Origin of the sequence: Testudinibacter aquarius, assembly GCF_004342725.1 — a bacterium.
Taxonomy (GTDB): domain Bacteria; phylum Pseudomonadota; class Gammaproteobacteria; order Enterobacterales; family Pasteurellaceae; genus Chelonobacter; species Chelonobacter aquarius.
This window is the reverse complement of the sequence record NZ_SMCP01000013.1, coordinates 17,822-37,301: the sequence shown is the minus strand read 5'-3', so window position 1 is coordinate 37,301 and position 19,480 is coordinate 17,822. Positions and strand designations below refer to the sequence as shown.

13 protein-coding genes and 1 other annotated feature are annotated in these 19,480 nt (G+C 48.5%); of the genes, 6 read left to right on the top strand and 7 right to left on the bottom strand.

What is annotated here, in order from left to right:
- Positions 1 to 6: 6 nt before the first annotated feature.
- On the bottom strand, positions 7 to 2,292 hold the full coding sequence (locus EDC16_RS11415) for an NADP-dependent malic enzyme (protein ID WP_132967976.1): 2,286 nt from the start codon (positions 2,290 to 2,292) through the stop codon (positions 7 to 9).
- 281 nt (positions 2,293 to 2,573) lie between these two features.
- Between EDC16_RS11415 and rsuA the strand changes: the two genes are divergently transcribed.
- Genes rsuA through treR form a run of 3 tightly spaced genes read left to right on the top strand, consistent with a single transcriptional unit; the run spans position 2,574 to position 5,517 of the window.
- Complete coding sequence (gene rsuA / locus EDC16_RS11410) at positions 2,574 to 3,269, top strand: 16S rRNA pseudouridine(516) synthase RsuA (protein WP_132968016.1); 696 nt, start codon at positions 2,574 to 2,576, stop codon at positions 3,267 to 3,269.
- Between the two features lie 50 nt (positions 3,270 to 3,319).
- The gene (locus EDC16_RS11405) at positions 3,320 to 4,531 is read left to right on the top strand and encodes a Bcr/CflA family multidrug efflux MFS transporter (RefSeq protein ID WP_132967975.1); all 1,212 of its coding nucleotides are present in this window, start codon (positions 3,320 to 3,322) and stop codon (positions 4,529 to 4,531) included.
- An 11-nt stretch (positions 4,532 to 4,542) separates the two neighbouring features.
- On the top strand, positions 4,543 to 5,517 hold the full coding sequence (gene treR, locus EDC16_RS11400) for a trehalose operon repressor TreR (RefSeq protein WP_132967974.1): 975 nt from the start codon (positions 4,543 to 4,545) through the stop codon (positions 5,515 to 5,517).
- Between the two features lie 42 nt (positions 5,518 to 5,559).
- Here treR and nifJ read toward each other — a convergent pair whose 3' ends face one another.
- The 6 genes from nifJ to EDC16_RS11370 all read right to left on the bottom strand — a co-directional run bounded on the left by nifJ (position 5,560) and on the right by EDC16_RS11370 (position 15,687).
- Positions 5,560 to 9,135: a pyruvate:ferredoxin (flavodoxin) oxidoreductase gene (gene nifJ, locus EDC16_RS11395; protein WP_208857795.1), complete on the bottom strand. Its 3,576-nt coding sequence runs from the start codon at positions 9,133 to 9,135 to the stop codon at positions 5,560 to 5,562.
- A 6-nt stretch (positions 9,136 to 9,141) separates the two neighbouring features.
- Positions 9,142 to 10,842, bottom strand: a complete 1,701-nt coding sequence (locus tag EDC16_RS11390) for an NAD(P)-binding protein (RefSeq protein ID WP_132967972.1) — start codon at positions 10,840 to 10,842, stop codon at positions 9,142 to 9,144.
- 209 nt (positions 10,843 to 11,051) lie between these two features.
- Positions 11,052 to 11,642 (bottom strand): sugar O-acetyltransferase, encoded by a 591-nt coding sequence (locus EDC16_RS11385; protein WP_132967971.1) that lies wholly within the window; start codon positions 11,640 to 11,642, stop codon positions 11,052 to 11,054.
- A gap of 60 nt (positions 11,643 to 11,702) precedes the next feature.
- A complete protein-coding gene (gene treC, locus EDC16_RS11380) occupies positions 11,703 to 13,361 on the bottom strand; it encodes an alpha,alpha-phosphotrehalase (protein WP_132967970.1) in 1,659 nt (552 codons plus the stop codon).
- A gap of 59 nt (positions 13,362 to 13,420) precedes the next feature.
- Complete coding sequence (treB, locus tag EDC16_RS11375; RefSeq protein WP_132967969.1) at positions 13,421 to 14,839, bottom strand: PTS trehalose transporter subunit IIBC; 1,419 nt, start codon at positions 14,837 to 14,839, stop codon at positions 13,421 to 13,423.
- A gap of 209 nt (positions 14,840 to 15,048) precedes the next feature.
- Positions 15,049 to 15,687 (bottom strand): TfoX/Sxy family DNA transformation protein, encoded by a 639-nt coding sequence (locus tag EDC16_RS11370; protein WP_165894237.1) that lies wholly within the window; start codon positions 15,685 to 15,687, stop codon positions 15,049 to 15,051.
- A gap of 312 nt (positions 15,688 to 15,999) precedes the next feature.
- Positions 16,000 to 16,125: a sequence feature (His leader region), on the top strand.
- A gap of 28 nt (positions 16,126 to 16,153) precedes the next feature.
- Here EDC16_RS11370 and hisG point away from each other — a divergent pair.
- The 3 genes from hisG (at position 16,154) to hisC (ending at position 19,480) form a co-directional block, all read left to right on the top strand.
- Positions 16,154 to 17,053, top strand: coding sequence for an ATP phosphoribosyltransferase (hisG, locus tag EDC16_RS11365; RefSeq protein ID WP_132967967.1), 900 nt, complete (start codon positions 16,154 to 16,156; stop codon positions 17,051 to 17,053).
- Positions 17,054 to 17,124: 71 nt separating this feature from the next.
- The gene (gene hisD / locus EDC16_RS11360) at positions 17,125 to 18,405 is read left to right on the top strand and encodes a histidinol dehydrogenase (RefSeq protein ID WP_132967966.1); all 1,281 of its coding nucleotides are present in this window, start codon (positions 17,125 to 17,127) and stop codon (positions 18,403 to 18,405) included.
- 13 nt (positions 18,406 to 18,418) lie between these two features.
- Positions 18,419 to 19,480: a histidinol-phosphate transaminase gene (gene hisC / locus EDC16_RS11355; protein ID WP_132968015.1), complete on the top strand. Its 1,062-nt coding sequence runs from the start codon at positions 18,419 to 18,421 to the stop codon at positions 19,478 to 19,480.

Sequence of the window (19,480 nt, the reverse complement as noted above, 5' to 3'; positions counted from 1 at the left end):
GTTGTCTTACTCTTGGTTATCTTTAGAGGCGTTCACTGCGGCAACAGCCACCATGTTGATGATGCGGCGCACCGAAGCCACCGGCGTCAGAATATGAGCCGATTGGCGCAAGCCCATCAACATTGGGCCAACGGTGATTGCGGTGGTTGCCGAACGCAGCAGATTATAGCCGATCCGTGCCGCTTCCATGTTTGGCATCACTAATAAGTTGGCGCCGCCTTTCAATGGACTGTCGGGCATAATGTTTTTACGCAGTTTTTCCGATAGTGCGATATCAGCGTGCATTTCGCCATCGATAATCAATTCCGGATCACGTTGCTGCACTAACTGCAAGACTTTACGCATTTTGACCGCACTTGGGTGATCGCTGGCGCCGTAGTTGGAGTGAGAAATCAATGCCACTTGCGGTTCAATCCCGAAACGACGCACTTCTTCTGCTGCCATTAGCGTGATTTCCGCCAAAGATTCTGCATCCGGATCTTGGTTGACGAAAGCATCAGTGACAAATACGTTGCCGCTCGGCATCACCAAGCCATTGACCGTTGCTGCGGTTTTTACACCGTCTTTCAAGCCAATTACGTTACGGATAGATTTGAGGTGATCGGCATAAGAGCCGACTAATCCGCAAATCATGCCGTCGGCTTGACCTAGATGCACCAACATTGCGGCGATTGTCGTTGGGTTGATGCGAATTTCTTGTTTTGCCAATGCCGGAGTGATGCCACGACGTTTCATAATGTCGTAATAGCCTTTCCAGCAGGTTTCGTAGCGTTCATCTTTTTCGATATTGATAATTTCGAACTCTTTGCCTTCTTCAATTTGTAAGCCGAGCTGTTTGATCCGTTGTTTAATGACCTCCGGACGACCGATCAGAATTGGTAATGCGATTTCTAATGTTGCAATCTCTTGCACGGCGTGTAACACACGCGGTTCTTCGCCGTCGGAAATGATAATCCGTTTTTTATCAAGACGAGCTTGAGCGAAAATCGGTTTCATGAACAGATTGGTTTTATACACAAATTGAGTCAGTTTTTCGATATAAACGCTGAAATCATTGATTGGGCGCAACGCCACTCCGGAATCCATCGCCGCTTTGGCGACTGCCGGGGCGATTTTGATGATTAAACGTGGATCAAATGGTTTTGGAATCAGGTATTCCGGACCAAATGCCAGTTCTTGATCACCGTAAGCGGAGGAGACCACATCGCTTTGTTCGGCATGCGCCAGTTCGGCAATTGCGTGTACCGCAGCCAGTTTCATCTCTTCATTAATAGTGGTGGCGCCTACATCTAACGCACCGCGGAAGATAAACGGGAAGCACAAGACATTGTTGACCTGATTTGGGAAATCCGAGCGGCCGGTGCAGACAATCGCATCCGGGCGTACTGCTTTGGCATCCGGCGGCAAAATTTCCGGATCCGGATTGGCAAGTGCCAAAATAATTGGGCTTGGCCCCATGCTTTTCACCATTTCTTGCGTTAAAGCACCGGCGGCGGAACAGCCCAAGAAAATATCTGCATTGGGAATGGCGTCTGCCAGATGACGAGTACCGTTATCTTCAATGGCATAAAACTTTTTGGTTTCATCCATGCGATCGGCATCTTCACGCTGTTTGTAAATCACCCCTTTGGAATCACAAACAGTGATGTTTTGTTTTTCCATACCGAGGGCACGCAGTAAGTTTAAGCAGGCAATCGCCGATGCGCCAGCGCCGGAAACAACGAGTTTGACAGTTTTGATGTCTTTATTAACGACACGCAAGCCATTGATTACCGCCGCAGCGCAGATGATGGCGGTGCCGTGTTGGTCATCGTGGAATACCGGAATTTTCATTCTTTCACGCAGTTTTTTCTCGATATAGAAACATTCCGGTGCTTTAATGTCTTCTAAGTTGATGCCACCGAAAGTTGGTTCGAGCGAGGCGATAATCTCGACCAGTTTATCCGGATCGCGCTCGTCAATTTCGATGTCGAACACATCGACACCGGCGAATTTTTTAAATAACACGCCTTTGCCTTCCATCACCGGCTTGCCTGCCAAGGCACCGATATTGCCCAAACCGAGCACTGCCGTTCCGTTAGAGATCACCCCGACCAAATTACCACGAGCCGTGTATTTATAAGCCGCCAGCGGATCTTGCTGAATTTCCAGACACGGAATAGCGACGCCCGGCGAGTAGGCAAGCGCCAGATCGCGTTGGGTGGCGAGAGATTTGGTTGGGGTCACTTCGATTTTTCCCGGAATCGGAAATTCATGAAAATCAAGTGCAGCTTGGCGAAGTTGTTTATCCATTGTCTAATCCTTATCAATACAGGTTGTAAATAGGTTGAATTGGTTTGATCAAAACGTTAAAAAAGTGGAATAAATTATACGCCTTATTTCAGTATTGTTGAGGATTGTTCAAGGAGTATGTGATATGGAACACATATTTTTTGGTGAAAGGCTTTTTAAGTAATCGAGCATTTAAGCAAATTTAATCCACGATAATTTGGCTTAGTAACTGTATCTTTAAGGTTAAAGGGGTACAATATGCGCAATAGAGTATCGCAATAATAAAAATAAAGGATTTGATGATGCGTTTAGATAAATTTTTGGCAGAGCAGAGTGGGCTGACCCGTTCACAAGTGGGAAAAACCTTACGCAGCGGGGTGGTTACGGTTAACGGTGCGGTGATAAAATCCGGCGCAACCCAAATTTCATCGGCGGATCACATTCTGTTTGACGGTGAGTTGTTGCAGTGGCTGGAAGCCGGACAATACCTGATGTTACATAAACCGGCAGGGTATATTTGTTCCCATGACGACGGCGAATACCCTACGGTGTATCAACTGTTTGATTATCCGCTCAGAAATAAATTGTACTCTGTCGGACGCTTGGATGTCGATACCACCGGCTTGGTGTTGTTGACCGATGATGGGCAATGGTCGCACCGCATCACCTCACCCAAATTTCAATGTGAAAAAACCTATTTGGTGACGCTGGCGGATCCGATTGAAAATCACTATCAAAGTGCGGTTGAGCAGGGCATTTTATTACGAGGCGAGCAAGCGCCGACTAAACCTGGCAAACTGGAGATTGTGGATGACTACAATCTGAATTTAACCATCAGTGAAGGGCGCTACCATCAGGTGAAACGCATGTTTGCGGCGCTAGGAAATAAAGTGGTCGGACTGCACCGTTGGCGGATTGGCGCAGTAATTTTGGATGAGACGTTGGACGAAGGTGAATACCGCACTTTGACAGCGACAGAGGTAGCCGGCTTTAAATAACAGACCCTAGTTAATAACATAGCCATTTGATGTTGAAATCAGGAACAAGAATGTTACAGACAGGAAAGATAAGACACATTAAAAAAAGCCCGATTTTCGTGTTGATTTTGGGGATTTTGGCCATGTTGCCACCGTTGGCAATTGATATGTATTTGCCATCGTTTTTGGATATTGCCCGTGATTTAAATGTGAATTCGGAGCGGGTGCAAAATACGCTGGCGCTGTTTACGCTGGGTTTTGCCGCCGGGCAATTGCTGTGGGGACCGGCAGCAGACAGTTTCGGACGCAAGCCGGTGATTATGATTGGCACACTGATTTTTGCGCTGACCGCACTTTTTCTGACACAGGTGGATAACATTCAAGAATTCTTGGTTCTACGCTTTATTCAAGGCTTTTTTGGTGCGGCACCGGCGGTGGTGCTGGGGGCGTTGCTGCGCGATCTGTTTTCAAAAAACTACTTCTCCAAAATGATGTCGATGATTATGTTAGTGTCGATGATTGCGCCACTGTTGGCGCCGTTTATCGGCGGCTATCTGGCAAAATTTTTCCATTGGCATTCCATTTTTTATGTGTTGGCGTTTTTTGGGGTTTTAAGCTGCTTACTGGTGTTTTGGAAAATTCCGGAATCTCACCCGATCGAAAAACGTGTCCCGTTTAGCTTGAAAGTGGTGATGCGGAATTTTGCTTCACTGATTCGGGTGAAAGCGGTGGTCGGCTATGTGTTGGCAGGGGCTTTCTCATTTGCCGGTATGTTCTCATTTTTAACCTCGGGTTCGATTGTGTATATCGATATTTATGGGGTAGCGCCGGAGCATTTTGGTTATTTCTTTGTGATGAACATGACGGTGTTGATTCTGTTTACCTCGATTAACGGTAAAATGGTGCTGCAAGTCGGCGCAGAAAAAATGCTGCGTTTTGGCTTAAGCATACAATTTTTGGCGGGTATTTGGTTGTTATTGGTTGCGATATTAGACTTGGGATTTTGGCCGATGGCACTGGGCGTTTCAGCCTTTGTCGGGATGTTGTCAACTATCGGCTCTAATGCGATGGCAGCGATTTTGGATCGCTTTCCGCAGGTTGCCGGTACTGCCAATTCCTTAGCCGGTACGATCCGTTTCGGTATTGGGGCAGTGGTCGGTTTCTTAATTGCGCTGGTGCCGATTAGCAATGCGGTGCCGATGTTGTTGTCGATGTTTCTATGTACTTTATTGTCGGTGCTGAGTTACTATTTTTTAACTTACCGTAGCCTTAAATCGGTATAAGATTCAGTACGATGAAATTAACTATCAAAGATATTGCGCGTTTAAGCGGTGTCGGGAAATCAACGGTGTCACGGGTGCTGAATAATGAGCCGAATGTCAGCGAAACCACCAAAGCGCAGGTGTTGGCAGTGGTCGAAGAATACAATTTTCAACCGTCACGCAGCGCTCGGGCGATGCGTGGTATTGAGAATCGGGTAGTCGGGATTATCGTCACCCGTTTAGATTCACCGTCGGAAAATCGAGTACTGCGCGGCATTCTGAATGCGTTGCAGCATGACGGCAGCGAACATTTTATTGTCGAAAGCCGTTTTGAGCCTAAATTGGTGGCAGAGCATTTGCGCTTCTTTGCACAGCGCCGTGTTGACGGAGTGATTGTGTTTGGTTTCAGCCAATTGCAACAAGAATTGCTGTTACCCTATAAGCAAAAATTGGTGGTGGTGGCACAGCACTATCCCGAATTGTCTTCGGTGTACTATGATAATTACGCCTCTATTCGACTGCTGATGCAGCGCTTGTATCAACAGGGGCATCGGCAGATCGCCTATCTGGGCGTGGCGGTGGACGATCATACCACGGGACTATTGCGTTATCAGGCTTATCTCGATTTTTGCAGCGAAAAACAACTGGAACCGCACTTTGCTTTAGGTTCACTGGATTATCATAATGCCTATCAGCAAGCGCCTTTAGTGATTAGTGAACAGACCGAGGCTGTGGTTTGTGCCACCGACAGTATCGCCATTGGTGTCAACAAGTATTTACAGCAGCAACAACGCCGTGATATTCAAGTGTGTGGTGTCGGCAATAACAAACTGCTGAAATTTCTGTTTCCGCAAACCTTGAGTATCGAGTTCGGGCTGTATCGTGCCGGGGAGCGTGCACTGCAACAGCTGCTGAGCTTGCTGGCGCAACCGGAGCGGATCGAACACTTTTGTGTGGCTTGCCATTTTCCCGAAGAGATAACAGACCCTAATCAGGGCGAATCATAAGATCCGCCCTTTGTTGGTTAGGCTGGCTAGCGATGCCTCGCATTATTCCACATAAGGATCAAAAATAGTGGCTTTGCGAGTCGCCATTTCTTCATAAAGGCTCCATTTGCGATTAGCCACTTTTTGCGCCCGAACTGCAATCTCAGCGGCTTCGTCAGGGTGTTGCTGTTGCAGCATTTGGAAGCGGGTTTCGTGGCTGCGGTACTCTTCCAGTGGCACGCTCGGACGCAAACTGTCGAGTGAAAACGGAATTTCCCCCACTTCTTTTAATGCCGGATTGTAGCGGAACAGCGGCCAGTGTCCGGATTTGACCGCTCTTTGCTGCTGTTGCAAGCCCTCTTCCATCTGAATGCCGTGGGCAATGCAGTGGCTGTAGGCAATGATGAGCGACGGCCCCGGATAGACTTCGGCTTCGCGCATGGCCAGCAACGCTTGTTGCGGATCGGCACCAAAGGCAATCCGTGCCACATACACATTGTTGTAGGTGATCGCTTGCATCGCAATATCTTTTTTGCTGGCTTGTTTGCCGGAAGCGGCGAATTTGGCAACGGCACCGAGCGGGGTGGATTTGGACATCTGTCCGCCGGTGTTGGAGTACACTTCGGTGTCCATCACCAAAATATTGACATCGGCGCCGCTGGCCAGCACATGATCCAAGCCGCTGTAACCAATGTCATAAGCCCAACCGTCGCCCCCGACGATCCAGATGGAACGGCGAATCAGGTGATCGGCAACCGACTTTAAGTTAAGCGCACTGTCGCTGCCGATGTCGCTTAACCGCACTTTCAGTTCGGCAACCCGTTTGATTTGTGCCTGAATTTGAGATTCGGTTTTTTGTTCGCTGTGCAGCAGTTGCTCGACCAGTTTCGGCTCCAAGTGCGGTGCTTGTTGGCGCAATAATTCCTGCGCCAATTGCTGGTGTTTGGTTTCAGCCAGACGGAAACCGAAGCCGAATTCGGCATTGTCTTCAAACAGTGAGTTTGACCATGCCGGGCCACGGCCATCGGCATTTTTACTCCAAGGTGTGGTCGGCAAATTACCGCCGTAAATCGAGGAGCAGCCGGTGGCATTGGCGATCATCAGCCGATCCCCGAACAGACGTGACAGCAAGCTGAGATACGGTGTTTCGCCGCAACCGCTGCAAGCGCCGCTGAACTCAAACAGCGGTTGCAGGAACTGCACGCCACGCACATTGGAAAAATCGACTTTCGCCCGATCGTTATACGGAATGGTTTCAAAGAACGTCAGGCTCTGTTTTTCCTGTTCCAGATACGGGGTTTTTTCGTACATATTAAGCGCTTTATGGCTCGGATTGTCCAAATCGGTCATCGGGCAAGCATCGACACACAGCGAGCAGCCGGTGCAGTCTTCCGGATAGAGCTGAATGGTGTAGCGCGTGTCCGGAAAACCGCGCGCCGTGGTCATCGCTGAGCGGAATCCGGGCGGCGCTTGTTCCAGCAGCGCTTTGTGGTAGAACTTGGCACGAATAGCACTGTGCGGGCAGACAAAACTGCAATTGCCGCATTGAATGCAAAGTGCCTGATCCCAAATCGGAATATGCTGGGCGATATTGCGTTTTTCCCATTGGGTGGTTGCCGACGGATAAGTGCCGTCCGGCGGCAGCATCGACACCGGAATCAAATCGCCTTTGCCTGCCATCATTTGTGCGGTAACTTGACGCACAAATTCCGGTGCTTTGCTTGAAACCGGTTGATAAGCCCGCTCAAGTGCTGTCACCCGTGCCGGAATGTCCACCGGATAAAGGTGAGTTAATGTGTGATCGACGGCGGCAAAATTCTTTTGCACCACCGCTTCGCCTTTGCGCAAGTAGGTTTTCTCAATTGCTTTTTTGATTTTGGCAATCGCCTTGTCTTTTGCCATCACGTTGGAAAGGGCAAAAAAGCAGGTCTGCATAATGGTGTTGATGCGTTTGCCCATGGCGGTGTCTTGCGCCACTTTGTAAGCGTCGATCACGTATAGTTTAATATTTTTATCGATAATTTGCCGCTGCACCGCACTGGGTAGTTTGTCCCAAATGCTATCGGCAGCATATTGGCTGTTCAGTAGGAAAGTGGCATTGGGGGCAGCATTGCCCAACATATCGGTGGTTTGCAAAAAGGTTTCCTGATGACAGGCGATAAAATTCGCCGATTGAATCAGGTAGGGGCTGTTGATCGGGTGTGAGCCGAAACGTAAATGGGAAATGGTTTGCGAGCCGGATTTTTTCGAGTCATATACAAAATAGCCTTGTGCGAAATAGTCCGGATCATCACCGATAATTTTAATTGTATTTTTATTGGCGCCAACCGTGCCGTCTGCGCCCAAGCCGTAAAACATCGCACGCACCGTGTCTTGACTTTCGATATCATAACTTGGGTCAACCGTCAGGCTGGTGTGCGTGAGATCGTCGCTGATGCCGACCGTAAAATGCTGTTTCGGATGGGCTTGTTTCAGTTCGTCAAACACCGCTTTCACCATTGCCGGGGTAAACTCTTTACTCGACAGCCCGTAGCGTCCGGCGATCACTTTTGGAAAAATCGGCAACTGCTCTTGGTTTTCGATAAGTGCGGTCAGGATATCCTGATACAGCGGTTCGCCGTTGCAGCCCGGTTCTTTGGTGCGATCCAACACGGCAATTCGTTTGACACTGCGCGGCAGTTCCGCCAACAGATGTTCGGCGCTTAGCGGACGGTATAACCGCACTTGGACTGCCCCCAGTTTCTCACCTTTGGCATTCAGATCACGGAGGGTCTCTTTCACGGTTTCAATGCCGGAACCCATGGCGATAATCACCGATTCCGCCTCGGGATCACCGTAATATTCGACGATTTTATACTGCCGTCCGGTCAGCTCAGCCAACTGCTGCATTTTTTCTGCCACGATGTGCGGTGTGTTTTGATAATACAAGTTGACTGATTCGCGTGCCTGAAAATAGACATCCGGATTTTGTGCCGTGCCGCGAATAAACGGATTGTCCGGGCTTAATCCTCTGGCACGATGGGCGCGGATCAACTCGTCGGGGATCATCGCTTTGACTGCTTGATCATCAATCAGCGTAATCTTATTGACTTCATGGGAGGTGCGGAAACCGTCGAAAAAATGGATAAACGGAATGCGGGCGGAAAGCGTGGCAGCATGGGCAACCAGCGCCATATCATGGCTTTCCTGCACTGATGAAGCTGCCAACATGGCAAAACCGGTGGTGCGTGCCGCCATCACGTCTTGATGGTCGCCGAAAATCGAGAGACCTTGTGCCGCCAGCGAGCGTGCCGCAACATGAAACACTGCCGAGGTCAGTTCACCGGCAATTTTATACATATTCGGCAACATCAACATCAGCCCTTGTGAGGCGGTGAAGGTTGTGGTTAATGCACCGCTTTGCAGTGCGCCGTGCACTGCCCCGGCAGCGCCGCCTTCGCTTTGCATTTCCGCTACCAGCGGAATATTGCCCCAGATATTTTTTTGTTGTTCCGCAACCCACAAATCGACCAGTTCCGCCATGGTGGAGGACGGGGTAATCGGATAGATCGCACAGACTTCACTGACACGATAGGCAATTGATGCGGTGGCTTCGCTGCCATCGCAAGTGATCATTTTCGTATTGAATTGACTCATCATTTTCTCCTAACTGGCAACCGCCACCATTTCTAACGCATGACAAGGACATTGCAGATAACAGGCTTCGCAACCGGTGCATTTGGTGTAATCAACTTGGTAACCTTTGCCTTTGCCCAGACGGATAATCGCCTCTTGCGGACAGGCACCGAAGCAGCCGTTACACTCAAAACAGTTTCCACAGGAGTAGCAACGTTGTGCCTCATAAACCGCCTCTTGTTCGTTCAGGCCGCCCAAGACTTCATCAAAGGATTTGGCGCGCAGGTGTGCTGCCATCGTCGGCTGTTCGCTCTGTTCGGCATCGGTTTTATACCAAAGGTGCAGCCGGTTATATTGAATCAGCGGATGTTTACTCGGTTTTTGATAAGTGCGGTTATGCAGGTAGGCATCGATATGATAAGCGGCTTTTTTGCCGTGTCCGACTGCAATTGTGACGGTGCGATCGGACGGCACCATGTCGCCGCCGGCAAACAATCCGGCATAACCGGTCATCATGTTGTCATTCACTATTACCGTGCCGTCGGCTTTATAATCCACGCCCGGAATGCCTTGGGTCAGTTGGCTGTCGATATTTTGTCCCAAGGCCAGAATCAGGGAGTCGGCTTCCAGATACTCGTATTCGCCGCTCTGTTGTGGGCGGCCTTTGTCGTCCAACCGCATTTTTTCCAATTTAAAACGTGTGCCGTCGATTTCGTTAATGGTGCGCAGCCAGTGGAATTCCACACCTTCCTCGATGGCTTCGGCGCACTCAAAATCATGTGCCGGCATATTGTCCCGATCACGGCGATAGATCACCATCACATCCGATCCCAAACGTTTGGCGGTGCGTGCCGCATCCATTGCGGTGTTGCCGCCGCCATAAACGGCGACCCGCTTGCCTAATGTTGGCGCTTGTCCCATGCCGATATCGCGCAAATAGCTGACCGCATCGGTCACCAGCGACGGATCATCATTGGGAATATCGACACCCCGCCCGATGTGGGCGCCGACGGCTAAAAATACCGCATCAAAATTGCCCTCCAGTTTAGCCTGCAAGATGTTATCGACTTTGCAGTTTAAGACGATGTTGACTCCCATCTCTGCGATGCGATTAATCTCGGCTTCTAAAATCGGGCGTGGCAAGCGGTAAGCCGGAATGCCAAAACGCATCATGCCGCCAGCCAGCGGGGCGGAGTCGCGCACTTCCACTTGGTGGCCTTTCAGGCGCAAATGATAAGCCGCAGACAAGCCGCTTGGGCCTGCGCCGACCACCAGCACTTTTTTGCCGCTGTCGGGATTGTTCAGCTCAACCGGCCAATGTTGCTCGATGGCCAGATCCCCCAGAAAACGCTCAACGGCGTGAATGCTGACCGCATCATCCACTTGGGTACGATTGCAGGCGCTTTCACACGGATGGTAACAAACCCGCCCGTGAATCGCCGGCATCGGATTGTTGCGCATCAGCTCTTGCCATGCCGCTTGGTACTGTTTTTCTTGTGCCAAGGAGAGCCACTGCTGGATATTGCTGCCGGTCGGGCAGGCATGGTTACAGGGCGGCAGGGAGTTGGTGTATACCGGCACTTTGGTTTGCACCGGTCCCGAGCCCTTTTTCTCGGTCAGATCCGGTGGAAAGGTCATATCAGCTTTAACATCTTTCATGGCAATGTCCTTTATTGTTTGTGCAAACAACGGACTGCATTCCCCTGAAATTGTGGGGAATCTCGTTATCATCTCGAGTCGTGTTGAGGTAAAAAGTAATATTCGCTTGTTAACCGCTTTTATCGGCGGATAGCACTACAATACCCTATTTTTATTAAGGAGATGTAGTTATCTGCACTTTATGCGAGAAAGATCAATTTTTGCCGGATGGTGGTGGCGAAAAATGCGAACTTGCCCGAAATTTTGCATGATTTCGGGCATTCAAGGGAGGCTAAAGTAGGCTAAGTGCGGTGATGGTCTTGTTCGGTGATCGGGCGGATCACGCGGCACGGCACACCGGCGGCAAGGACATTATCGGGAATATCAGTGGTAACAATGCTGCCGGCGGCAATCACGCTATTGCTGCCAATCGTCACGCCGGGCATCACTTTCACGCCGCCGCCAAACCAGACATTGTCACCGACGGTAATCGGATAGGCATATTCCAAGCCTCGATTACGCCGCTCGACATCGAGAGGATGACCGGCGGTATAGAAACCGCAATCCGGCGCGATAAACACATTGTCGCCAAAGGTGACTTTGGCGCCGTCTAAGATCACACAATTATGGTTGGCGTAGAAATTCTCTCCGATTTCAATGTTATAGCCGTAATCACACCAAAATGGGGCGACCAGAGAAAAATGGGTTTGGGTTTTGCCGAACAGTTGCCGAATCAACTGTTGCTGCTGTTCCACCTCAGACGGACGCAGTTGGTTGTAATCATAGCAACGCTCTTTGCAGCGCAACCGCTCTTGAATTAAGTCGGGGTCGTTGTTGGCATCATAAATCAAGCCTGCCAGCATTTTCTGTTTTTCTGTCGTGTTATCTGTCATTGAATTAAGCCTCGTGAAAAGTGCGGTCGCTGTCAAATCATTGCACCGCACTTTGCTGATTTATACACTTTGTAGCAAATACACCGCTTGATAAGGCGCCAATTCAATGGTGTCGCCCAAAGCCAATGCTTGCGGATAATTATGCAATAGTGTCTGCCATTCACCGGCAGTCTGTTGTGGACGTTCAAGTGTTTGCGTTTGGTTACTTAAATTGGCCAACACCCACAATTTTTGCTTGCCATCAGTGCGCAAATAGCTCCAAACGGACGGGTGCTGCGGCAGCAGATCCTGATAATCGCCGTCAGTCAATATCGGCAGGGATTTACGCAGCTCAATCAATTTTTTATAGCAATAAAATACCGAATCAGGGTCGTTGACCGCACTTTCGGCATTCACTTGCCGATAATTGGGGGCAACACCGATCCAAGGTTCGGCAGTGCTGAAACCGGCGCTGGCTAGCGTATTCCACTGCATGGGGGTACGGCTGTTGTCGCGTGATTTCTGTGCTAAAATTTTCAGTACCAAGGCTCGATCCAAACCTTTATCCAACAACTCTTGGTACATATTCAGGCTTTCCACATCACGATATTGCTCAATGCGGGTGAAGCCCGGATTAGTCATGCCGAATTCTTCGCCTTGATAGATGTACGGTGTGCCTTGCATGCCGTGCAATACCATGGCCAGCATTTTGCCGGAAATCGTGCGAAGTGCGGTTTCGTCGCCAAAACGCGAGACAATCCGTGGCTGATCGTGGTTGCACCAGAACAGCGCATTCCACGCTTTGCCGTGCATGCCTTGCTGCCAGTAGTTGAAAATCGACTTCAGCTCGACATAGTCCGGCGTTGCATAAGTCCATTTCTCACCGTTGGGATAATCAACTTTCAGATGGTGGAAATTGAAGGTCATTGACAGTTCTGAGCCGTTCAGTGCAGCGTATTGTTGGCAATTTTGTAAGCTGGTGGACGACATTTCCCCGACCGTCATTAAACCGCGCGGTTGAAAAACCTGTTCACTCAATTCACGCATAAATTCGTGAATTCGTGGCCCGTCGGTATAGAAACGACGGCCGTCGCCTTGATCATCACTTGGGAAATCCTGATTTTTAGACACCAGATTGACCACATCCAAGCGCAGCCCGTCCACGCCTTTATCTGCCCAAAAATGGCAAACCTGTTGCAGCTGCTGGCGGACTTTTTCATTTTCCCAGTTGAGATCCGCTTGTTCGGTGGCAAACAGGTGCAAGTAGTGCTTGCCGACCTGTTGACACCATTGCCATGCGCTGCCGCCAAATTTGGAACGCCAGTTGTTGGGGGACTGCGTTTGATCTTCACCACGCCAAATATAGTAATCATGGTATTCACTTTCCGGATCTTGTGCTTGTTTAAACCAAGCGTGTTCGGTCGAAGTATGGTTGAACACCATATCCATAACAATCCGGATATTGCGCTGATGCGCTTCGGATACCAACAATTCAAAATCTGCCATCGTGCCGTAATCCGGATTGATGGCGCAGTAATCGGCAACATCATAGCCGTTATCAATTTGCGGCGAAGGGTAAATCGGGGTGATCCAAATTCCGTCGATACCTAACATCTGCAAATAATCTAAGCGTTGAATAATACCGCGAATATCGCCGCGCCCGTTGCCGGTGGTATCCTGAAAACTTTTGGGATAAATTTGGTAGATAACCCCGTTCTTCCACCATTCTGTCTGTTGCATTGCTTGTCCTTTTATCTGTTTATTGCGGTTCAAAACCGCACTTTCAATTTTTTCGTGTGTTATTGCGCTAACGTGCCTTTTGCCGCTTGGCGTTTATACACCACAATCGTCAACAGCAACGGCACCACCACTGCAACCAGCATCGCCAAGGCAAAGATGCCCCAATATTGCGGTTGAATCGACAGAATCCCAGGCAAACCACCGACGCCGATGCCGTTTGCCATCACCCCTGCCAAGCCACAAATTAAAGCGGCACAGGCGGAACCGATCATGGCGCATAGCATTGGGAAACGGTATTTTAAGTTGATGCCATACATCGCCGGCTCGGTCACCCCTAAGTAAGCGGAAATGGTTGCCGGCACCGAAATTTCACGCTCATTCAGTTTTTTACTGATTAATACGATGCCGAATACGGCTGAGGCTTGGGCAATGTTTGACAGAGCAATCAACGGCCAAACCGGCGTGCCGCCCAGGCTTTGGATCATCTGCATATCAATGGCCAAGGTGGTTTGATGAATTCCGGTGATCACCAGCGGTGCATACAGGAAGCCAAATAAAGCCGCACCAATCGGGGCAAAGCTGCCGGTCATGGCCGCTTTCACTGCAATTGCCACGCCGTTGCCGATTTCGCGTCCGAATGGGCCGATTAAGGCGTGTGCCAAAAATACGGCGATAATTAAGGAACAGACCGGTACAATCACCAAATTCAAATAGTCCGGTACAATCCGTTTGAAGAAGCGCTCGATCCACGCCAATGCCATCCCGGCTAAAATCGACGGGATCACTTGTGCTTGATACCCGACTTTATCAATGCTAAACCAGCCGAAGTCCCACACTTCCGGTACTTGCGACCCTAAACCGTAGGAGTTCATCAATTGCGGAGAGACCAGGGTCACCCCCAACACAATGCCTAAAATTGGTGAGCCGCCCATTTTTCTGACCGTTGACCAACAGATACCGACCGGCAAGAAGAAGAAAATCGCTTCGCCCAACAGCCATAAAAAGTCATAAATGGTTTTCCACATCGGGGAAGATTGCACCAGTGTTTGTCCGTCCGACATCGGAATATCACCGATCACATTGCGGAAACCTAAAATCAAACCGCCGCTGATCAGCGCCGGCAACAACGGAATAAAAATCTCCGCAAAATGCGAAATCACTTTCTCGTGCCATTTCATATTCTGCCGAGCCGCCACTTTCGCCGCCTCTTTATCAGCAGAACTGAGATTAGTCTGTTTTAACAATTCTTGATAGTAATCGCCCACCTCCGGCCCGATCACCACTTGGAACTGTCCGGCATTGGTGAAACAGCCTTTCACCATTGGCAACTGTTCCAACGCTTTCACATCGGCTTTAGCCGTGTCGTTTAAGACGAAGCGCAGACGGGTAATGCAATGGGTGACCGTTGCAATATTATTTTTACCGCCGACCAATTCAATGAGACGGCTAACGTTTTGCGGATCCAGTTTTTTTGCCATGATTTTTCCTTAAGCAATTTCATTAAAATAACGCTCGAATTTTAGGCTTGTTTATTTTTTTATCAATGGGAACGTTCCCAAATGGTGATCACGATCACGAATTGGACATAAAAAAATCGATATCCGATTCAGCAAAGTGAACGAGATATCGATAGCTTAGTTTCTTGAACCTAGTTTCTTTAGCCTAGTTTCTTGGGCTTAGCTTCTTGTTAAACTTTTTCCGAGCGTAAACCTTCTTGGCGTAAATAATTATTCAGCTTGGCTAAAGCATGTTCTTTTTGTGCCTCAGGCAACAGCGAAACATGAATATTTTTGAGAGCGGCAACTAAATTCCAATAGAAATCCAAAGTGATTGAAAATCCCTGTTTTTTCGCCAAAATGTAAGCTTTTTCTGCGCCGATCCGTCGCAGTTGGCTCACATCAGTAATATCTACCTTTAATAATAAACGCTCATGTTTTATACTGAGATTCGGCAGTTCTTTAATCCGTTTTTTGCGAGCAAGTTGAAAGTCAATTTTTTGTTGTTTGACTTGTTCGATCGATTGGTGTAAAAATTCACGATAGAGTATATCGTTTTCAGTAATCGTTTGTGGTAAGCGATAATAACGCGAAAGAGAAAGCGCGTTGTTACTGCTAGCTAAGCAGGGAGCCGCACCATATCGCTCCAATTGTTGTGCCAAATCACCTTCGGCACGCAAATAGAATACACCAGATTGCATAATGCCGAACAGATGATTATTTTGATAAAATCCATATCCGGAAAATAAACTATTAACCGTAACATCTTTAATTAAACGATCCAATTTTTTTCGAATCAAATAAGTATGTTGTTTTATATGATTATTCATAAGTAATTTCTCCATCTCAAGGCTGAATTTAAGTGGCGGAATTATATTAATTTACACAATAAAGTATCGGATTGAAGAAATAATTTATTTTGTGATACGCATTCCTAAAATAATTTTTTCTTTTTAATTTTTAACCTGAATTTCATAATAAATGGAGTTCTTTTTTCAGCTGTGTAAGTTTGCAGTACGTCAGATAGAAGGCAAATCTAACGTATTTTTAAAAATAATACTTGCATAATAAAAAAGGATTCAGTATGTTAAACGCAACTGTTTGATAAGGAACGCCACAATGAATTTTAGTCGTACTGCAACTCACCATCATCACACCTGATATTTCTTTCAGGCTCGTGGTGTTGCTTGGAAGATAAGCCTCTTCCGAGTCATGTACGATAAAGCAATGACAACCCCTCGGAAGGATACTTTCGAGGGGTTTTGTTTTTTAGGTTTGAATTTTAAGGAAATTATTATGTTAGATAAAAAAAGACTACGTATTGCTATGCAAAAATCCGGACGTTTAAGCAAAGAATCACAAGAATTGCTGAAACAGTGCGGAGTGAAAATCAACTGGAACGAGCAACGCCTGATTGCCTATTCAGAAAATATGCCGATTGATATTTTGCGGGTGCGTGATGACGACATTCCGGGTTTGGTCTTCGACGGTGTAGTCGATCTGGGCATTATCGGCGAAAACGTGTTGGAAGAGGAAGAGTTGGGGCGTCTGTCCGCCGGGGATAAGGTGCAATATAAAATGCTGAAACGCCTAGAGTTTGGTGGCTGTCGCTTATCTTTAGCTGTGCCGCGTGATGTTGCTTATAATAGTGTGCAGGATCTCACTGATGCCCGTATCGCCACTTCATACCCAAACTTGCTGAAACGTTATATGCAAGAAGAGGGGGTGCCGTTCAAAAACTGTTTATTGACCGGTTCGGTCGAAGTCGCCCCAACCGCCGGTTTGGCCACGGCAATTTGCGATCTGGTCTCTTCCGGCGCTACGTTGGAAGCCAACGGTTTGCGCGAAGTGGAGATTATTTATCAGTCCAAAGCTTGCTTAATCCAACGTGCTGCCGAATTGAGCGAAGAAAAACAAGCGTTGGTGGATAAGCTACTGACCCGTATCCAAGGGGTGCAGCAAGCTAGCGAAAGCAAATATATTATGCTGCATGCGCCGAAAGACAAACTGGATGCTATTACCGCACTTTTACCCGGCGTGGAACACCCGACGATTCTACCGTTGGCGCACGATGACAGCAAAGTAGCTATGCACGTGGTCAGCCAAGAAAACCTGTTCTGGGAAACCATGGAAGAGTTAAAAGCCGTTGGTGCCAGCTCGATTTTGGTGATGCCGATTGAGAAGATGATGGGTTAAGTTCTATTGTATCAATAACTTGCTACCGATTGCGACGTTAGTCGCTGTCGGAAATAACGGAGAAAAAGAATATGCAAACCATCATTTGGAACAACTTAACAACAGCTGAACAAACCACCGCACTTGAACGCCCTGCAATCACTAATTCGCAGTCTATCGAACAAACGGTGTTAGAAATTCAAAAAAATGTAAAAAACAACGGCGACAGTGCCCTGCTTGAACTAACTGAAAAATTTGACAAAGTGCGGTTGGACAGCTTGACGGTTTCAAACGAACAAATTTTGCAAGCAACAAGACGTGTGCCGGAAGCGTTAAAACAGGCGATTCAAAATGCGTACCGCAATATTGAAGCCTTTCACCAAGCACAAAAACCCAATGTGATTGAAGTGGAAACCCAAGCCGGGGTGAAATGCGAAGTGTTGACTCGCCCGATTAATAAAGTCGGCTTATATATTCCCGGCGGTTCTGCACCACTGTTTTCGACCGTATTAATGTTGGCCATTCCGGCAAAAATTGCCGGTTGTCAAAAAGTGGTGCTGTGCACTCCACCGCCGATTGCCGATGAAATTCTCTATACCGCCAATCTGTGCGGGGTGGAAACCATCTATGCGGTGGGCGGGGCGCAAGCGGTGTTTGCCATGGCATTCGGCACCGAAACCGTTGCAAAAGTGGATAAAATTTTCGGACCGGGCAATGCCTTTGTCACCGAAGCTAAACGCCAAGTCACCCAACTGGGGACGGCAATTGATATGCAGGCAGGCCCTTCCGAAGTATTGGTGATTGCCGATGAATTGGCCGATGCGGATTTTGTGGCAAGTGATTTATTATCACAAGCAGAACACGGCGCAGACAGCCAAGTGATTTTGCTCACCCCAAGCAAAACATTGGCGGAACAGACCGCACTTTCCATTGAACAGCAGCTTGCCAGCCTGCCGCGTGCCGAAACCGCTCGCAAAGCCCTGAGCCACAGCCGCACCATTATCGCTGAGGATTTACAGCAGTGCGTTGAAATTAGCAACAGCTATGCACCGGAACATTTAATCGTACAAGTGGAAAACGCCCGTGCGTTACTGCCGCAACTGGACAATGCCGGTTCGATTTTCTTAGGCGCATATTCCCCTGAAAGCATGGGCGACTACGCCAGCGGCACCAACCATGTGTTGCCGACCTACGGCTACTCGCGCACCAGCTCAAGCCTTGGTTTAGCGGATTTCAGCAAGCGCATGACGGTGCAAGAACTCACCCCGCAAGGTTTTAAAGAACTGGCACGCACAGTCGAATTGATGGCAGCCGCAGAACAGCTAGATGCGCATAAACAGGCGGTCAGTATCCGCTTGGCGAAGATGGGATAAAGAGGAAAATATGATGACTATTTCACAACTTTCACGTAAAAATATTCAAGCCTTAACGCCGTATCAATCGGCGCGCCGTTTGGGCGGTAAGGGTGATGTGTGGCTGAATGCCAATGAATATGCGACTTCGCCGGATCTCAACCTGCAAAACCGCACGTTTAACCGCTATCCCGAAGCGCAACCGCAACAATTGCTGGAGCGTTATGCCGCTTATGCCGGATTAAAAGCGGAGAATGTGCTGGTCAGCCGTGGTGGTGATGAAAGTATTGAACTGATTATCCGTGCCTTTTGTGAAGCGGACGACAAAGTGCTGTATTGTCCGCCGACTTACGGCATGTATGCGGTCAGCGCCGAAACCTGTGGCATTCAAACCACAACCGTGCCACTGACGGCGGATTTTCAGTTGAATTTAGCCGAAATCGAACAAAATCTTGAACAAGTGAAAGTGATTTTCGTCTGTAGCCCGAACAACCCGACCGGTAATGTCGTCAAGCGTGAGGACTTGTTAACCTTATTGGAGATGACCCGTGATCGTGCTGTTGTGGTGGTCGATGAAGCCTATATCGAATTTTGTCCGCAGGCGACGATGGCAAACGAATTGGCAAATTACCCGCACTTGGCGCTTATCCGCACCCTGTCGAAAGCCTTTGCCCTCGCCGGGTTGCGTTGTGGTTTCACCTTGGCAAATCCGGAATTGATCAACATATTGCAAAAAGTGATTGCACCGTACCCGATTCCGGTACCGGTCTCCGATTTAGCCTGTCAGGCGCTCGATCAAAACGGTCTGGCGGAAATGCAGCAACGGGCTGCCGAAGTGATTGAATACCGCACTTGGCTGATTAACCAACTGCAATCGCTGCCTATCGTGGCGCAAATTTTCGCTAGTGAAGCCAACTATATTCTGGTCAAACTCCAAAACGGAACAAACGTGTTTAAAACCTTATGGGATCAGGGTATTATTTTACGTGATCAAAACAAGGCTCTCGGCTTAAGCAACTGTATTCGGATTACCATTGGCTCAGAACAAGAAAACCGCCGAGTGGTTGAAGCGATTCGGGCGATTTCCGCAAAATAA